The following is a 16,870-nucleotide window of genomic DNA, read 5'->3' on the forward strand; positions in this document are numbered from 1 at the left end:
GCTCTACGCACCCCCGGAGCCGCCTCAGGAGCGCGACACGTTGCGCTCGTACACCAGCCGCAGGCCGATCAGGGTCAGCCACGGCTCGTGCTCGTCGATCTCCTCGGCCTCGCCGAGGACCATCGGGGCCAGGCCGCCGGTCGCGATGACCGTGACGTCGTCCGGGTCGCCGTCGGGGCCGACCAGCTCGCGCTTCATGCGCCGCACCACGCCGTCGACCTGCCCGGCGAACCCGTACACGATGCCGGACTGCATGGCCTCGACGGTGTTCTTGCCGATCACCGAGCGGGGGCGGGCCAGCTCGATCTTGCGGAGCTGGGCGCCCCTGATGCCGAGCGCCTCCACCGAGATCTCGATGCCGGGGGCGATCACGCCGCCGATGTACTCGCCGCGCGCGCTCACCGGGTCGAAGGTCGTCGCCGTGCCGAAGTCGACGACGATGGCCGGGCCGCCGTACAGCTCGTGGGCCGCGACCGAGTTGACGATGCGGTCGGCGCCGACCTCCTTCGGGTTGTCCATCAGGATCGGCACGCCCGTCTTGATGCCGGGCTCCACCAGCACCGCGGGGACGTCGCCGTAGTAGCGGCGGGTCACCTCGCGCAGCTCGTGCAGTACGGACGGGACGGTCGAGCAGATCGCGATGCCCTCGATGCCGTCGCCCAGCTCCGCGCCGAGCAGCGGGTGGGTGCCCATCAGGCCGTTGAGCAGGACGGCCAGCTCGTCGGCGGTGCGGCGGGCGTCGGTGGAGATCCGCCAGTGCTCGACGACCTCCTCGCCGTCGAACAGGCCGAGGACGGTGTGGGTGTTGCCGACGTCGATCGTGAGCAGCATCAGGCCGAGCCCTCTCGGGTGGCCTCGCGCAGGTCCAGGCCGATGTCGAGGATCGGCGAGGAGTGCGTGAGGGCCCCCACCGCGAGGTAGTCGACGCCCGTCGCTGCGTACGCGGCGGCGTTCGCCAGGGTGAGGCGGCCCGACGATTCGAGCATCGCGCGGCCGGCGACCAGCGCGACCGCCTCGGCCGTCTGCTCCGGGGTGAAGTTGTCGAGCAGGATCAAGTCGGCCCCGGCGTCCAGGACTTCGGTGACCTGGGCGAGGGTGTCGACCTCGACCTCGATCGCCAGGTCCGGGAAGCGGTCGCGGACGGCCTTGAAGGCCTCGGCGACGCCGCCCGCGGCCACCACGTGGTTGTCCTTGACCAGGGCCGCGTCCGAGAGCGACATCCGGTGGTTGACGCCGCCGCCGCAGCGGACCGCGTACTTCTCCAGGGCGCGCAGGCCCGGGGTGGTCTTGCGGGTGTCGCGGACCTTGGCGCCGGTGCCTTCCAGGGCGTCCGCCCAGGCCCGGGTGGCGGTCGCGATGCCGGACAGGCGGCACAGCAGGTTCAGCGCGCTGCGCTCGCCGGTCAGCAGGTCGCGGGTGCGGGTGGTGACGCTGAGCAGCTTCTGCCCGGCCGCGACCCGGTCGCCGTCGGCGACGTGCCGCTCGACCTCGAACTCCTCAGTGCAGACGATGGACAGGATCGCCTCGGCGACCCTCAGGCCCGCGACCGTACCGGCCTCGCGGGCCGTGAAGTCGCCGGTGGCGACGGCGTCCTGGGGGACGGTCGCGGCCGAGGTGACGTCCAGACCGCCGTCCAGGTCCTCCTCGATGGCGAGGTGGGCGATGTCCTCGACCTGTACGGGGTCGAGGCCGGACTCGGCGAGCAGCGCGGCGAGCGCGGGGTCGAGCCCGCACTCGTACACCTCCTCGCCGCCGCAGCCGCAGTCGTCGCCGCAGCCGCCGCCCTGGGCGGGCGCACCGATCTGGATCAGGGGGACGTCCACCGGCTGGGGACGGAGTTCCTCGGGCGTGCTCACGGTTACGGCTCCAGGGGGGTGGCGTCGAGGGTCGGGGGGAAGGTGGCGCTGTCGGTGGGGCGGATGTCCAGGGCCCGCCCGGGGGTGATGCTCACGACGAGGTGGCGCCGCCAGGCCGCGTCGTCGCGGTCGGGGCGGTCCTCGCGCCAGTGGCAGCCGCGGGTCTCCTCGCGGGCGGCGGCCGCGGCGACCAGGACGCGGGAGACGAGCAGCAGGTTGGTGGTCTCCCACGCCTCGACGCCCGGCACGGCGGCCTTGTGCTCGTCGGCGCGGATCGCCTCCAGGCGGGCGGCCGCCTCGGCGAGGCTCTCGGCGGACCGCAGCACCCCGGCGCCCGTCGTCATGGTCCGCTGGATATGGATGCGGGCGGCCGGGTCGAGCAGCGGCACCGCCTCGCCCTGCGGCTCGGCGTCAACTGCCGTGCGCGGAGCGGACGTTGACATACCGGCGATGTCCTTCGCGATGTTCTCCGCGAAGACCAGGCCCTCCAGGAGGGAGTTGGAGGCGAGCCGGTTGGCGCCGTGGACGCCGGTGCAGGCCGCCTCGCCGCAGGCGTACAGGCCGGGCACGGTGGTGCGGCCGCGCAGATCGGTGCGGATGCCGCCGGACGCGTAGTGCGCGGCGGGGGCGACCGGGATCGGCTCGGTCACCGGGTCGATGCCGTGCGAGCGGCAGGCGGCCAGGATGGTCGGGAAGCGCTGCTCCCACATCTCGGCGCCGAAGTGCCGCGCGTCCAGGTACATGTGCTCGGCGCCCCGCGCCTGCATCTGGCGGGTGATGGCCTTGGCGACGATGTCGCGCGGGGCCAGCTCCGCCAGCTCGTGCTGTCCCAGCATGAAGCGGGTTCCGGACGCGTCGACGAGATGCGCTCCTTCGCCGCGTACGGCCTCCGAGACCAGCGGCTGCTGGCCCTCCGAGTCCGCGCCGAGGAACAGCACCGTGGGGTGGAACTGGACGAATTCGAGGTCGGAGATCTCGGCGCCCGCGCGCAGCGCGAGGGCCACGCCGTCGCCCGTGGACACCGACGGGTTGGTGGTCGCCGAGAACACCTGGCCCATGCCGCCGGTCGCCAGGACCACCGCGGGCGCGCGGACCGCGCCCACGCCGTCGTGCTGGCCCTCCCCCATGACGTGCAGGGTGATGCCGGCGGTGCGGCCGTCCGCGTCCTTGAGGAGGTCGAGGACCAGGGCGTTCTCGATGGTCCGGACGGCCGTCGTGCGGACGGCCTCGACCAGCGCGCGGGAGATCTCGGCGCCGGTCGCGTCCCCGCCCGCGTGCGCGATGCGGCGGCGGTGGTGGCCGCCCTCGCGGGTCAGCGAGATCGTGCCGGAGTCGTCGGTGTCGAAGTGGGCGCCGGTGGCGATCAGCCGCCGTACGGCGTCCGGGCCCTCGGTCACCAGGAGGCGCACCGCGTCCTCGTCGCACAGGCCGACGCCCGCGACCAGGGTGTCGTCCAGGTGCTGCCCGGGGGTGTCGCCCTCGCCGAGCGCGGCCGCGATGCCGCCCTGCGCCCAGCGCGTCGAGCCGTCGTCCAGGCGGGCCTTGGTGACGACGACCGTGGCGAGGCCCGCCGCCGTGCAGCGCAGGGCGGCGGTCAGGCCCGCGACGCCGGAGCCGACGACCACGACGTCAGCGTCGATGGCCCAGCCGGCTGCGGGGGCGTCAAGGCGTATGCCGGTGCTTGTCATTCCAGTGCTCCGAACGTGAGCGGGATGTTGTCGATGAGGCGTGTGGTGCCGACGCGGGCGGCGACCGCGAGGATCGCCTCCCCGCGGAAACCTTCGGGGGCCTCGGTGAACGTCGCCGGGTCCACGAGCGCCAAGTAGTCGGCCGTGACCGGGGGTTCGGCCTTCGCCGCGCTGTCGAGCACGCCCTGGGCGACGGCCTTGATGGCCGCGGGGGACGGCGCCGCCACGGCGACCGCGTAGGCGTCGGCGGCCGCGCGGGCCTCGCCGATCGCGGTCAGCGCGTCGGCCCGGCCCGTGACCGCGCCGCCGGCGGCGGCCCGCGCGTGCAGGGCGTGCTCGGCGGCGAGCCGGTCGCGGGCCGCGAACAGGGCGCGGGAGAGCGCGCGGGCCGCGGTCCGCTCGGCCGGGGCGAGGTAGCGGTTGCGGCTGGAGAGGGCGAGGCCGTCGTCCTCGCGCACCGTCGGTACGCCGACGATCTCCACCGGGAAGTTCAGATCGCGCACCATGCGCCGGATCAGCGCCAGCTGCTGGGCGTCCTTCTGCCCGTACAGCGCGAGGTCGGGCGCGGTCAGGTGGAGCAGCTTGGCGACGACGGTCAGCATGCCGTCGAAGTGGCCGGGCCGTGAGGCGCCTTCGAGGCGCTCACCCATGGGGCCCGCGGTGATGCGCACCTGGGGCTCGCCGCCGGGATAGACCTCATCGGCCGAGGGCGCGAACACGACGTCGGCGCCCGCCCGTTCGGCGATCGCGCGGTCCGCGTCCAGCGTACGCGGATAGCGCTCCAGGTCCTCGCCCGCGCCGAACTGCAGCGGGTTGACGAACACGGTGACCACCAACTGGCCGTCTGCGCCGACCAGTTGGCGTGCGGTACGGATCAGGGTGGCATGGCCCTCGTGGAGCGCGCCCATGGTCATGACGACGGCGCGGCGGCCTGCCTTGGCCGGCGCCGCGAGCTCCGCCGACGTACGGACGAGGGCGGTCATCGATCGTCTCCTTCGGCGAGCACGCCGAGCAGGTCCTCGGCGAGCTCGGGCTTGAGCAGTCCGTGGGCGAGCGCCCGGTCGGCGGTCGTACGGGCCATCGCGAGGTATCCGGCGACGGTGCCCGGCGCGTGCTTGCGCAGCTCGGCGACGTGCGCGGCGACCGTGCCGGCGTCACCGCGCGCGACCGGTCCGGTCAGGGCCGCGTCGCCGGAGCGCAGCGCGTTGTCGAGGGCGGCGCCCAGGAGCGGGCCGAGCATGCGGTCGGGGGCCGCGACACCGGCCTGGCGCAGCAGTTCCATGGACTGGGCGACCAGCGTGACCAGGTGGTTCGCGCCGAGGGCGAGGGCGGCGTGGTAGAGCGGGCGGGCCGCCTCCTCGATCCACTCCGGTTCGCCGCCCATCTCGATGACCAGCGCCTCGGCGGCGAGCCGCAGCTCCTCGGGGGCGGTCACGCCGAACGAGCAGCCCGCGAGCCGCTGGACGTCCACGCTCGTCCCGGTGAACGTCATCGCCGGGTGCAGGGCGAGGGGCAGTGCGCCGGCCCGCCGGGCGGGGTCGAGGACGGCCGTGCCGTACCGCCCGGAGGTGTGCACCACGAGCTGGCCCGGCCGGATCGCGCCGGTCCCGGCGAGGCCCTCGACCAGGCCGGGCAGCGCGTCGTCGGGGACGGTGAGCAGCACGAGGTCGGCGCGCTCCAGGACCTGGGCGGGCGACACCAGCGGCACGTCGGGCAGCAGGGCCGCGGCCCGGCGCACGGAGGCGTCGGAGACGCCGGAGACCGCGACCGGGCGGTGACCGGCGAGCTGGAGCGCCGCGGCGAGCGCGGGGCCGACCCGGCCCGCGCCGACGACGCCCACGGCGAGGCGGGCGGGGCGGTCCGCCGGGCTGTGGTCGAAGCGGTGCTCTGGTGGTGCGTTCACGCGTGGGGGCCTTCCGTTCCAGTCCGCGAGGGGTACCGGACGCCAAACCAAAATCAAACGGCCCCGTCATGCTACGCCCCGGGCCCGAAAACCCCTTGGGTTGTCCACAGGCTGTGGGCGATCATCCCGTCATGGCAGATTCCGAGCTCAATCCCCTCCCCGGATCCACCGCCGACACCCCCGGCGGGACGCCGGAGGAAACCCCGGAACAGGCCCGGCAGCACCGCCTGGCCGTCTACCGGGGCGCCAAGCGGCGGCTGGCGGACCAGACGGTCGACCACACCCTCCAGGAGCGCCTGACGGCCCTCCTGGAGGACGGCGCCGAGGTCTACGACCTGGACGAGTTCAGCGACGTCTACGGCAACGGCGCCGTCACCGAGCTGGAGCGGCGCACCGCTCAGGCGCTCGGCTTCCCCGCCGCCGCCTTCTTCCCGACCGGCACCATGGCCCAGCAGGTCGCCCTGCGCTGCTGGGCCTCGCGCACCGGCGACCCGACGGTCGCCCTGCACCCGATGTCGCATCCCGAGGTCCATGAGCGCAGCGCGTTCAGCCAGGTGAGCGGCCTGCGCACGGTCCACCCGACGGACGAGCCGAGGCTGCCGACCGCCGACGAGGTACGGGGCTTCGAGGAGCCCTTCGGCACCCTGATGCTGGAACTTCCGCTGCGCGACGCGGGGTATGTCCTGCCGACCTGGGACGAACTGGTCGCCGTGGTCGAGGCGGCCCGGGAGCGCGGCGCGGTGGTGCACTTCGACGGCGCCAGGATCTGGGAGACCACCGCCCACTTCGGCCGTTCCCTGCCGGAGATCGCGGGCCTCGCGGACAGCGTGTACGTGTCCTTCTACAAGACGCTGGGCGGTCTGTCGGGCGCGGTCCTGGTGGGCTCCGAGTCGCTGATCGAGCAGGCCCGCACCTGGCGGCACCGCTACGGCGGCCAGCTCTTCCAGCAGTTCCCCGCCGCCCTCGCGGGTCTGCTCGGCCTGCGCAAGGAACTGCCCGAGCTCCCTTCGTACGTCGCCCACGCCAAGGTCGTGGCGAAGGCGATCGCGGAGGGCCTCACCGAGGCGGGCGTGCCGTGGTTCCGGGTGAACCCCGAGCCGCCGCACACGCACGAGTTCCAGGTGTGGCTGCCGTACGACGCCGACGTGCTGAGCGCCGCCGCGCTGCGGCAGGCCGAGGAGACCGGGACCTGCCTGTTCCGCCGCTGGTTCGCCGGCCCCTGGGGACCGGCCGGCCTCGCCGTCACCGAGGTGACGGTGAACGCGCCGGGCCTGGCGTGGACCGCCGAGGACGTACGGGCCGCGGTGGCCGACTTCGTACGACGGCTGCCGTAGCCGGGGCGCCTGGGCGGGCGCCCGCTCAGCGGCAGGCGGGCGGGTGCTGCCGGGGGTGGTGCGGGGCGAACAGGTGGGCCAGAGCCGCCCGCAGCCGGCCGGTGGCGAGCCGGCCCGCCAGGACCGCCTCGAAGCGGCGGTAGTCCCGCAGCTCCCGCAGGGTGGCCACGTCGTGGGTGCCGGGGAGCGGCGGCGCGGGCTCGGCGTGCTGTGCCGCGCGGTATCTGTCGATCATGTGCTGCTGCATCGCGTCCATGCCTCAACGGTGATCCTGTTCCGGCCCCGCGTCGCGCCGATTGACGAGCCGCGTCAAATGGCGCTCCGACGCGGCGCCCGGCGGCACCGACGCCCCCGTGCCGGCGCCCCGCCGCCGCCGATTGACCGGGACCGTCAATCGGCGGCGGCGTTGTCAGTGGCCCGGTGCACCATGGGGCCATGAGCGTGACCATCGACATCACGGGCCTGCCGCCCGAGCGCATCGGCTTCGCGATCTCCCCGCTGGCCGAGCTGGGCCTGGCCCTGCACGCGCTCTCCGAGCCCGGCCACCACCCGGGCCTGCACGGCTGGGCGACGGCGACCTCGGCCGCGCTGAAGCCGGACCTCGCCGACCGGCTGCACGAGGCCGACTTCCTGTGGCGCAACACCTTCTCCGACGTGTTCATGCCCTTCGCGGGCATACCCGGCCGGGACGGCAGCACCGGCGCCACGCTCGCCGAGGACCTGGACCTGCTCGACCGGCTCTCCGACGAGCGCTTCACCTCCGCCGCCCTGGAGTTCACCTGCTCCAGCCTGTACGGGGCCAGGACGCCGTCCCCGCTGCACGACCCGGCGCTGCGCGTGCGCGCCCTGGAGATGGCGGCGACCCGCGGCCCGCGCCAAGTGGAGTTCACCCAGCGGCTGTTGAGCGATCCGGCGGCCGTGCGGGCCTGGGTGCGGCGGCTCCTGGAGGACTGCGAGGAGGCCTTCTTCGCGGACACCTGGCAGCGGGTCCGGGTGCAACTGGCCGCCGACGCCCGGCACAAGGCGGAGCTGCTGCGCCGCAAGGGGCTCGGCGAGGCCGTCCGCGCGGTGTCGGCCGCCCTGAGCCTGGACGAGGGCGGGACGCTGATCAGCGCGGACAAGATGACCGAGGGCCGCACGACCGCCACCGACCCGGAGCCCGGCGCCGGGCTCACCTTCGTGCCGACCTCGTTCGGCTGGCCGCACCTGATGGTGCTGCACGCCCCGGGCTGGCGGCCGGTGATCCACTACCCGGTGCACGGGCCCGAACTGCCCTCACCCGCCTCGGTCGAGATCCTCAAGCTGCGGATGGAGGCCCTCGCACACCCGATGCGGATGCGTCTGTGCCGCAACCTGGCCCGCTCCCCGTACACGACGGGCGAACTGGCCGACTCCAACGGCATCACCGCGCCCGAGGTCTCCCGGCACCTGTCCGTCCTGAAGAAGGCCGGGCTCCTCACGACCCGGCGGCGCGGCCGCTACGTACTGCACCAATTGGACCTGACGGTGGTGGCCCGCCTGGGCAGCGACTTCCTTGAGGGGGTGCTGCGGTAGCGCTCCGGGGGGAGTGCGGGTGAGCTCCGAGGGAGGCGCGGGTGATTCGACCGCGGGCCGCCGGGGGCCGATCGCGCAGTTCCCAGCGCCCCCCTCAGAGCGCTCGGCGCTAGGACACCCTCAGCAGGAGCTTGCCCGTCGAGGTGCGGCCCTCCATCAACTCATGGGCGGCCGCGGCCTCTTCGAGGGTGAACTCGGCGGTGATCGGCAGCTCCACCTGGCCGGTGGTGGCCAGGCTCAGCGCCCGGTCCGCGATCTCGCGCAGCGCCTCGCGGTCACCGGCGGCGGCGAGGCCCAGGATCGAGAAGCCGGAGACCGTGCGGCCGCGCCCGTACAGCTCGGACTGCCCGACCTGCCAGGCCTCCTCGCCGCTCGCGTTGCCGTACGAGACGAGCCGGCCGAACAGGGCGAGCGATTCCAGGCCGCGGCGCAGGGTCTCGCCGCCGACCGGGTCGAGCACCAGGTCCACGCCCCGGCCGCCGGTGGCCCGCAGGACGTCCGCGTCGAACGTGTCGGTCAGGAAGGCGTCGTCGTAGCCGTGCTTGCGGGCGTAGTCGGCCTTGGCCTCGCTCGACACCACGCCGTACACCGCGCCCGCACCGGCCAGCTTGGCGATCTGCCCGGCGACGGTGCCGACACCGCCCGCGGCGCCCTGGACCAGGACGCTCTCGCCGGGCTGGAGCCGGCCCACCTCGTGGATGAGGGCGTGCGCGGTCGGCAGCACGGTGGGCAGGGCGGCCGCGGTGCGCAGGCTCACGCCCTCGGGCACGGGGAAGACGGTGACGGCGGAGGCGACGACCACCTCCGCGTAGGCGCCGCCCTCGGTCATCGCGGCGACCTCCTGGCCGACCGCGAGGCCCTCGACCCCGGCGCCGATCGCCCGGATGCGGCCGGAGAGTTCGAGACCGGGCACGAAGGGCAGCGAGGCGACCCGGTATCCCGCCGAACGCGCCTTCAGATCGGCGAAGTTGACGCCGACGTACGCGACATCGATGCTCACCTCGCCGCGCCCCGGCCGCGGAACCTCCGCCTCCACCAGCTGGAGAACCTCCGGACCACCGAACTCGTCGAATCGAATCGCACGCATGACGCCACTCCCCGTACCGGAAACGCACTGAGTACCGAACGGGCTCGATAGTACGATGGTCGTCGTACTAAGGCAACGGGGCCGGGGTCGGGAGCCCGCCCGGGACACTCAGAAGCCCGGCTCGGGCGCTCAGTCGAAGCGGATGTGGCTCAGGCCGATCCGGGTGCGCCGCAGCCGGTGCCGCAGCGGGCCGTCGGTATTGGGCAGCAGCCGCAGCCCGGCGGACGCGGCGACCCGGTCGGCGACCTGCGGCACGGTGAGCCGGTCGGTGTGGATGTGCTCGGCGAACTCGGGGCCCCGCAGCCGCTCCAGACAACGGTCCAGCTGACGCACCGCGAAACCGTCCCGCCTCAGGCCGCGCCCCCACCCGCGCTCGCTGAGCCGGCGCAGCACCAGACGACGATCCGCCAGCAGCGCGACATGGTCCACCTGGTGGCCGCCCTCGGCGCGGAGCCGGCCGATGATCTCCTCGAAGTAGCGCGGCTCGACCAGCGTCATCGGGACGATCACCGGCCCCTCGCAGCTGCTCAGCGCCAGGTCGAGCACCTCGTACACGCCCTGCCGCCAGGCCCGCAGGTCCTGGAAGTCCCCGCGGAGTTCGGGCGGCAGCATGCGGTGCAGCCCGAAGCCGACGTGCTCCGGGTCGCACACGGTGCTGCCGGGCAGCCTGCGGCGCAGTTCGTACGCGGTCTGCGTCTTGCCGCCGCCGTAGGGGCCGTTGATCCAGATCAACATGCCCCCCGAGCGTAGTGGCCGGGCCCGTGGGCCGGGCGGGCTTCAAACCAGAAGGCGGCGCGTGCTCGTGGCGCTCGCGGTCAGCCGGCTCCGCCGCCCGCCCGCACCAGCCCCGTCTCGTACGCCAGGACCACGACCTGCACGCGGTCGCGCAGGCCCAGCTTGGTCAGGATGCGGCCCACATGGGTCTTCACGGTGGCCTCCGAGAGGACCAGGCGGGCGGCGATCTCGCCGTTCGACAGGCCCTGGGCGACCAGCATCATGACCTCGCGCTCGCGCTCGGTCAGCTTCTCCAGCTGCTTGTGCTCCGGCTCCTTGCCGCCGGTCGGGAGCAACGGGGCGAACCGGTCCAGGAGGCGCCGGGTCGTGGACGGGGCGACCACCGCGTCCCCGCTGTGCACCGAGCGGATCGCGCCGAGCAGTTCGGCCGGCGGCACGTCCTTCAGCATGAAGCCGCTCGCGCCCGCCTTCAGCCCGGAGAAGGCGTACTCGTCCAGGTCGAAGGTGGTCAGGATCAGCACCTTGGGGGGATTCGGCGCCTCGCAGATGCGCCGCGTCGCCTCCACGCCGTCCAGCCTCGGCATGCGCACGTCCATCAGGACCACGTCCACGTCGGTGGCGCGGAGCACCTCGATGGCCTCCGCCCCGTCGCCCGCCTCCGCGACGACGTCCATGTCCGGCTGCGCGGCGAGCACCATCCGGAACCCGGTGCGCAGCAGCATCTGGTCGTCGACGAGCATCACGCGGATCGTCATCGTTCCCTCTCCATCACGGCGTACATCGGTACACGCACCAGCGCGTACAGGAAATCAGTGGGCCGGCTTCAGGGGCAGCAGGGCGCTGATCCGGAAGCCGCCGCCGGGGCGCGGTCCCGCGTCCAGCGTGCCCCCGACCATGCCGATCCGCTCGCGCATGCCGATCAGGCCGTGGCCCTGGCCGTCGGCGCCGCCGTCCTCGTACATCTCGTGGGCGGCGCCCCGGCCGTCGTCCTCGACCAGCAGGCCGAGCCCGTCGTCGAAGTACACGAGCCGCACGCTCGCCCCCGCGTCCGGGCCGCCGTGCTTGCGGGTGTTGGTGAGCGCTTCCTGCACGATGCGGTACGCCGTCAGCTCGACGCCGCTGGGCAGCGGGCGGGGAGTGCCCTCGATCTTGAAGTCGACGGTGAGGCCGGCCCCGCGGACCGTCTCGACCAGGTCCTCGATCTGCTGGACGTCGGGCTGCGGAACGTACTCCCCCGCCTCCTGGTGCTCGCCGGTGCGCAGCACGCCGAGCAGCCTGCGCATCTCGGCGAGCGCCTGGCGCCCGGTCATCGAGATGGTCTCCAGGGCGGTCTTCGCCTGGTCCGGCGAGGTGTCCATCACGTACGCCGCGCCGTCGGCCTGCACGACCATCACCGACACGTTGTGCGCCACCACGTCGTGCAGCTCGCGGGCGATGCGGGCCCGCTCGGCCGCGACCGCGACCTTGGCCTGCGCCTCGCGCTCCCGCTCCAGGCGCGCGGCCCGCTCCTCCAGCTGCGCGAGGTACGCCTTGCGGGTCCGCATCGAGTCGCCGAGCACCCAGGCGAGCACGAACGGGACCGTCATCATGATGACGAAGAAGACCTTCTCCGTACCGCTTTGGGGGCCGGTGTCCAGCCAGCGCACATGGGCCAGCGGGGCCGCGCACAGCCCCGCGACGAGCGCGGTCCGCGAGGCCCAGCGCTTGCCCACGGAGGCCACCGTGTAGACGATGACCAGCATCGCGAAGTCCTGGATCTGGGGCTGGACGTTCAGCACCAGCTGGGCGAGGCCCGTGCCGATCGCGAGCAGCAGCATCTTCTCGGGGGCGCGGCGGCGCAGCGCCACGGAGACGCTCATCCCGAGCACCACCAGGAGCTGGATGCCCCAGCCCGCCTGGCGCGGATCGTGGTGCGCCGCCACGACCTGAATGCCGGAGAACCCGAACAGGATGACGGCCCAGAAGGTGTCGACCCCGGTCGGGTGTCTGCGGAGGAAGTCGTAGAGGCGCTGCACGTAACCCAGCGTAGGGAAAGCAGATAGGTGCAGGGGTCAACCGCCGGGGCGATCCTGATCCCGGCGGCGTACTCCGCAAGGTGGAGACTTGAGCCCGTGACGGATGAGACGTGTCAACAGTTCCCGGGTGCGCGGGACGGAGAACCGGGGCCTTCGGCCGCCCCCGTCGGCTGGCGCGCGGCCACCGAGCGGGCCCTCTACGGGGCGGGCGGTTTCTATCTGCGGCCCGAGGGACCGGCCGGGCATTTCCGTACGTCGGTCCACGCCTCGCCGCTCTTCGCGCAGGCCGTCGCCCGCCTCCTTACGGAGGTCGCGGCCGGGCTCGGCCCGGGACCGGTCGACCTGGTGGACGTGGGCGCCGGGCGCGGGGAACTGCTCACCGGGGTGCTGGCCGCGCTGCCCGCCGGCTTCCCGGTCCGGGCGTACGCCGTGGAGCGCGCGGGCCGTCCGGCCGGGCTCGACGAGCGGATCGCCTGGCGCGCGGAGGTGCCCTCGGGCGTCCGCGGGCTGCTCTTCGCCAACGAATGGCTCGACAACGTGCCGGTGGAGGTCGCGGAGGTCGATCCGGACGGGGTGGCCAGGCTCGTGCTCGTACGACCCGACGGGGCCGAGACCCTCGGCGAGCCGGTGTCGGGCGCGGACGCCGCGTGGCTGGACCGCTGGTGGCCGCTGGGCGAGCCGGGCACCCGGGCGGAGATCGGGCGGCCGCGCGACGAGGCGTGGGCGGCGGCGGTCGCGGCGCTGGACGCGGGGCTCGCGGTGGCCGTCGATTACGCCCATACGAAGGACGCGCGGCCGCTGTTCGGGACGCTGAGCGGGTTCCGGGGCGGGCGGGAGGTGGCGCCGGTGCCGGACGGGTCCTGCGACATCACCGCGCATGTCGCGCTGGACGCGTGCGCGGGGGCGTCCGGGGAGCTGACCTCCCAGCGCGAGGCGCTGGCCCGCCTCGGCGTCTCGGGCACGCGGCCCCCGCTGGCCCTGGCATCCTCGGACCCGGCGGGGTACGTCCGCGCGCTGGCCTGCGCGGGCGAGGCGGCGGAGCTGACGGCGCGGGGCGGGCTGGGGGACTTCGGGTGGCTGACGCAACAGGTGTGACTTTCCCCCACCCCGCCCCTTCCCGAACGGTCCGCAGGTGGGCGGCGGGGGCTGGGGCGGAGTCCCGGGGGCCGCAGGGGATACTTGCGCCCATGACGGAGACGACGGTCGGCATCGGGGGCGGGGCGGAGAGCACCGACATGGTGCTCAACATCGGCCCCCAGCACCCCTCCACCCACGGCGTGCTGCGGCTGAAGCTCGTGCTGGACGGCGAGCGCATCCAGCAGGCCGAGCCGGTCATCGGCTACATGCACCGCGGCGCCGAGAAGCTCTTCGAGGCCCGCGACTACCGCCAGATCGTGATGCTGGCCAACCGCCACGACTGGCTCTCCGCGTTCTCCAACGAGCTCGGCGTGGTCATGGCCGTCGAGCGGATGCTCGGCATGGAGGTCCCCGAGCGCGCGGTGTGGACCCGCACCCTGCTCGCCGAGCTGAACCGGGTCCTCAACCACCTGATGTTCCTCGGCTCGTACCCGCTGGAGCTCGGCGGCATCACCCCCGTCTTCCACGCCTTCCGCGAGCGCGAGGAGCTCCAGGCGGTGATGGAGGAGGTCTCCGGCGGCCGCATGCACTACATGTTCAACCGGGTCGGCGGCCTGAAGGAGGACCTGCCGCTGGGGTGGCTCGGCCGGGTGCGGCACGCCGTCGCCTCGGTGCGTTCGCGGATGGACGTGTACGACCGGCTCGTGCTCGGCAACGAGATCTTCCGGGCGCGCACCCGCGGCGTGGGCAGGCTGTCCGCCGGCGCGGTGCACGCGTACGGCGTGAGCGGGCCCATCGCGCGGGCCTCCGGCGTCGACTTCGACCTGCGCCGCGACGAGCCGTACCTCGCGTACGGGGAGCTCCAGGACACCCTGAAGGTCGTCACCCGGACCGAGGGCGACTGCCTGGCGCGCTTCGAGTGCCTGCTTGAGCAGACCCACAACGCGCTCGACCTCGCCGACGCGTGCCTGGACCGGATGGCCGAGCTGCCGCCCGGCCCCATCAACCAGCGGCTGCCCAAGGTCCTCAAGGCGCCCGAGGGCCACACCTACGCCTGGACCGAGAACCCGCTCGGCATCAACGGCTACTACCTCGTCAGCAAGGGCGAGAAGACGCCGTACCGGCTGAAGCTGCGGTCGGCCTCGTACAACAACATCCAGGCGCTCGCCGTGCTGCTGCCGGGGACGCTGGTCGCCGACATGGTGGCGATCCTCGGGTCGCTGTTCTTCGTCGTGGGCGACATCGACAAGTAGGCCGACGAGCGGGCGGCGGCAGACGGTCCAACTGGCAGGCGGAACGCCTCAGTTGGACCAGTGGCCCCGCACGGCCGCGAGGACGAAACCCGGGCCGAAGCCGATGATCAGTCCCGACTCCGCGTCGGCGGGCGGCTCGGTGAACGTACGGGACAGGACGTCGAGGACCGCCGAGCCGCCCAGGTTGCCGTTCTCGGCGAGGCTGGCCCAGGCGTGCCGCAGGGCGCCGTGTTCGCGGTCGCCGTCGAGCTGGAGGCCCGCGGCCGCGTCGTCCAGGATGCGCGGGCCGCCGGGGTGCACCACCGCCGAGTCGAGCGGCCGGCCGACCGCGGCGAGCCACTTGCGGACGGCGGGCAGGCAGTCGTTGAAGGCCGCGGTGGCGGCGCGGGTGGAGTCGAAGTGCAGCCCGGCGCCGGTCAGTCGGCCCTGGTAGCGGTCGACGCTGTCGGGCAGCGCGTACTCGAAGATGTCCTCGACCACGAAGCTCGGCCCGTCCCAGGCGGGGTGCGCGGCGACGACCGCGGCGGCGGCGCCGTCCCCGAACAGGATCTTGTAGACCATGGATTCGCGGCTGGTGTCCTCGTGGTTGTACGTCGCCGCCGACAGGCATTCCGAGGTGACGACCAGGACGTTGCTGCCGGGATGGGCGGCGATGTGGTCGTGGGCGCGGACCAGGCCCTGGGCGCCGCCCGCGCAGCCGACCGAGGCCATGGGATGGCGCCGCACGTCGGGCCGCAGGCCGAGTTCACCGATCAGGTGGATGTCGAGGCTGGGCACGGCCCAGGAGGTGGTGTGGCTGGTGACGACGCAGTCGATGTCCTCGGGGTGCAGCCGCGCCTTCTCCAGCGCCCGCCGGCCCGCCGCGACGGCCAGCGCCGACGCGTCCTCATATGCGGCGCGGTTGCGCTCTTCGACAAGGGCATTTCCGGCCACGGTCCGCGCGCCCAACGGGCGGGTGAAATGCCGGGTCTCGACGGTCGTCGCCCGAGCGATCCGCAGGAAGGCTTCCAGGCGCGGCAGGGCCGGGTGGGCCCGGCGGATGTCGGCACAGATCTCGTCGGTCGTCACGGTGTTCCCCGGGAGAGCGACACAGGGAGGGGCTATGTGAGCGGGCACGGACGAACTCCCTCGAAAATCGAAAAGGGCAGATCCTAAACGTACGTCAGGCGGCCTGAATCAATCCCCGAAACGGAAAAACTTGGTCAACTGGCTGCCCGGACAGACAGGGTGTGGCTCGCGGGCGATACGCCCCGGGCAGCAGCCAGCATGCCCCCGGCGCCCGGAAAAGTGACCGGCCCGGCGGCGCGTGTGAGCAACTCGGCCGATGGGGCGGCCGACTACGAGATGGCGGTGCGCAGTTCGGCGACGTCGAGCTGCTCGGTCTCGTCGTGCGCGGTCAGATCGACCACCTCGCCGACGACCTTCTCGGGGCCCTGCTGCACACGGCCGGCCAGGACCTCCTCGCCCACCACGTCCGCGAGGTCCTCGTCCTGCACGGCCTCGATCGCGGCGGCGGCCACCTTCTGCTCGGCGCCCTGGCCCGCGCCGGTGCCGAAGAAGTCGAAGCTGCCCTCCGGGCGCACCGCGGGGCGCGCCACATAGGGCACCACGGCGGAGGCGACCGGCGCGGGCGGCGCGGGCAGTTCGGCCCGCCGGGGCCTGGCGGTGAGGGCGGACGACGGGCGGACGTGCTGCCCGCTGCCGACGGCCGCCGAGAGCTTCCCCTGCGGCTCCTCCGCCTCCCCCGACTCGGCGCGGGGGCCGGCCGATGGCGCCTCGGCCCGTGCCTTCGCCTGGCGTTCGGCGCTGAGCGAGAGGCGATCCAGGGCGCGGGCGGCCGCGAGATAGGAGGCCGGCGTCGGCGTGCTGCCCGACGGCATCAGCTCCTTGGGGCTCGCGCTCTCCAGGGCGAGCTGACGCCGCCCCTCCAGGGCGCTGGCCCGCTCGGTCTCGGCGTTGGCGTAGCGCCGCAGCAGCGCCGCGTGCTCGCCGCGCAGACCAGCCAGCTCCATGCGCTTGGTGCGCAGCTTGGCGTCGAGGCGTCCGCGCAGCTCGCGCGACTCCTCCAACTCGGTCTCCAGCTCGGCGATCCGCTCCTCGGTGCGCCACTGGTCGGCGGCGCGCGAGCGGGTCAGCTCGGCGACCCGGCGGCCCGCGGCCCGGTCCCAGCCGCGCATCAGCACCGAGCCGGTGACACAGGCCGCCGCCGCGGCGGCGGCCAGCGCCCTGAGCACCGTGGGCTGATCGAAGAGCCAGGCACCACCGGCGCAGATGACCGAGACGCCGGCGACGGCCGACGGCTGAAGGAGCCGGTGCAGCGGAGGGGAATGACGGTGGCGTCCACGTGGCATGGCCTGAAATTTACCGT

General features: G+C 73.7%; 16 protein-coding genes. 4 read left to right on the forward strand and 12 right to left on the reverse strand.

Going from position 1 to position 16,870, the window contains the following annotated elements:
• Positions 1-24: 24 nt before the first annotated feature.
• Genes ACIQ8J_RS25400 through ACIQ8J_RS25420 form a run of 5 tightly spaced genes read right to left on the reverse strand, consistent with a single transcriptional unit; the run spans position 25 to position 5,447 of the window.
• A complete protein-coding gene (locus ACIQ8J_RS25400; protein WP_403274188.1) occupies positions 25-831 on the reverse strand; it encodes a type III pantothenate kinase in 807 nt (268 codons plus the stop codon).
• Positions 831-1,856: a carboxylating nicotinate-nucleotide diphosphorylase gene (gene nadC, locus ACIQ8J_RS25405; RefSeq protein WP_403274187.1), complete on the reverse strand. Its 1,026-nt coding sequence runs from the start codon at positions 1,854-1,856 to the stop codon at positions 831-833. Before nadC ends, ACIQ8J_RS25400 begins: the two co-directional genes overlap by 1 nt.
• A 2-nt stretch (positions 1,857-1,858) precedes the next feature.
• Positions 1,859-3,544: an L-aspartate oxidase gene (locus ACIQ8J_RS25410; protein ID WP_403274185.1), complete on the reverse strand. Its 1,686-nt coding sequence runs from the start codon at positions 3,542-3,544 to the stop codon at positions 1,859-1,861.
• Entirely contained in the window at positions 3,541-4,527 is a 987-nt protein-coding gene (panC, locus tag ACIQ8J_RS25415) for a pantoate--beta-alanine ligase (RefSeq protein ID WP_403274184.1), read from the reverse strand. The genes ACIQ8J_RS25410 and panC overlap by 4 nt, the downstream gene beginning before the upstream one ends.
• Positions 4,524-5,447 (reverse strand): Rossmann-like and DUF2520 domain-containing protein, encoded by a 924-nt coding sequence (locus tag ACIQ8J_RS25420; RefSeq protein WP_403274183.1) that lies wholly within the window; start codon positions 5,445-5,447, stop codon positions 4,524-4,526. The genes panC and ACIQ8J_RS25420 overlap by 4 nt, the downstream gene beginning before the upstream one ends.
• A 131-nt stretch (positions 5,448-5,578) precedes the next feature.
• On the opposite strand from ACIQ8J_RS25420, the gene ACIQ8J_RS25425 reads away from it, so the two are divergent.
• Positions 5,579-6,781, forward strand: a complete 1,203-nt coding sequence (locus tag ACIQ8J_RS25425; RefSeq protein WP_403274182.1) for a threonine aldolase family protein — start codon at positions 5,579-5,581, stop codon at positions 6,779-6,781.
• A gap of 25 nt (positions 6,782-6,806) precedes the next feature.
• Here the strand turns inward: ACIQ8J_RS25425 and ACIQ8J_RS25430 are convergent, their stop codons facing one another.
• Positions 6,807-7,037 carry a hypothetical protein gene (locus tag ACIQ8J_RS25430; protein ID WP_403274180.1) on the reverse strand — a complete coding sequence of 77 codons (231 nt, stop codon included), beginning with the start codon at positions 7,035-7,037 and terminating at the stop codon, positions 6,807-6,809.
• A gap of 185 nt (positions 7,038-7,222) precedes the next feature.
• On the opposite strand from ACIQ8J_RS25430, the gene ACIQ8J_RS25435 reads away from it, so the two are divergent.
• Complete coding sequence (locus tag ACIQ8J_RS25435; protein ID WP_403274245.1) at positions 7,223-8,335, forward strand: DUF5937 family protein; 1,113 nt, start codon at positions 7,223-7,225, stop codon at positions 8,333-8,335.
• A 109-nt stretch (positions 8,336-8,444) separates the two neighbouring features.
• Here the strand turns inward: ACIQ8J_RS25435 and ACIQ8J_RS25440 are convergent, their stop codons facing one another.
• From ACIQ8J_RS25440 to ACIQ8J_RS25455, 4 genes are all read right to left on the reverse strand, one after another.
• Entirely contained in the window at positions 8,445-9,422 is a 978-nt protein-coding gene (locus ACIQ8J_RS25440; protein ID WP_403274179.1) for a zinc-binding alcohol dehydrogenase family protein, read from the reverse strand.
• A gap of 129 nt (positions 9,423-9,551) precedes the next feature.
• Positions 9,552-10,157 carry an AAA family ATPase gene (locus tag ACIQ8J_RS25445; RefSeq protein ID WP_403274177.1) on the reverse strand — a complete coding sequence of 202 codons (606 nt, stop codon included), beginning with the start codon at positions 10,155-10,157 and terminating at the stop codon, positions 9,552-9,554.
• A gap of 80 nt (positions 10,158-10,237) precedes the next feature.
• The gene (locus tag ACIQ8J_RS25450) at positions 10,238-10,912 is read right to left on the reverse strand and encodes a response regulator (protein WP_403274176.1); all 675 of its coding nucleotides are present in this window, start codon (positions 10,910-10,912) and stop codon (positions 10,238-10,240) included.
• Between the two features lie 54 nt (positions 10,913-10,966).
• Positions 10,967-12,172 (reverse strand): sensor histidine kinase, encoded by a 1,206-nt coding sequence (locus ACIQ8J_RS25455; RefSeq protein ID WP_403274175.1) that lies wholly within the window; start codon positions 12,170-12,172, stop codon positions 10,967-10,969.
• A 96-nt stretch (positions 12,173-12,268) separates the two neighbouring features.
• Here ACIQ8J_RS25455 and ACIQ8J_RS25460 point away from each other — a divergent pair, with 96 nt between their 5' ends.
• Positions 12,269-13,267 carry an SAM-dependent methyltransferase gene (locus tag ACIQ8J_RS25460; protein WP_403274174.1) on the forward strand — a complete coding sequence of 333 codons (999 nt, stop codon included), beginning with the start codon at positions 12,269-12,271 and terminating at the stop codon, positions 13,265-13,267.
• A gap of 92 nt (positions 13,268-13,359) precedes the next feature.
• Complete coding sequence (locus tag ACIQ8J_RS25465; RefSeq protein WP_403274173.1) at positions 13,360-14,502, forward strand: NADH-quinone oxidoreductase subunit D; 1,143 nt, start codon at positions 13,360-13,362, stop codon at positions 14,500-14,502.
• Between the two features lie 48 nt (positions 14,503-14,550).
• Here ACIQ8J_RS25465 and ACIQ8J_RS25470 read toward each other — a convergent pair whose 3' ends face one another.
• Together ACIQ8J_RS25470 and ACIQ8J_RS25475 are read right to left on the reverse strand one after the other, a co-directional pair.
• Positions 14,551-15,570, reverse strand: coding sequence for a PhlD (locus tag ACIQ8J_RS25470; protein ID WP_403274171.1), 1,020 nt, complete (start codon positions 15,568-15,570; stop codon positions 14,551-14,553).
• Positions 15,571-15,839: 269 nt separating this feature from the next.
• Positions 15,840-16,853 (reverse strand): hypothetical protein, encoded by a 1,014-nt coding sequence (locus tag ACIQ8J_RS25475; protein ID WP_403274169.1) that lies wholly within the window; start codon positions 16,851-16,853, stop codon positions 15,840-15,842.
• Positions 16,854-16,870 lie beyond the last annotated feature (17 nt).

This window comes from Streptomyces sp. NPDC094147, assembly GCF_044764265.1.
Classification (GTDB): domain Bacteria; phylum Actinomycetota; class Actinomycetes; order Streptomycetales; family Streptomycetaceae; genus Streptomyces.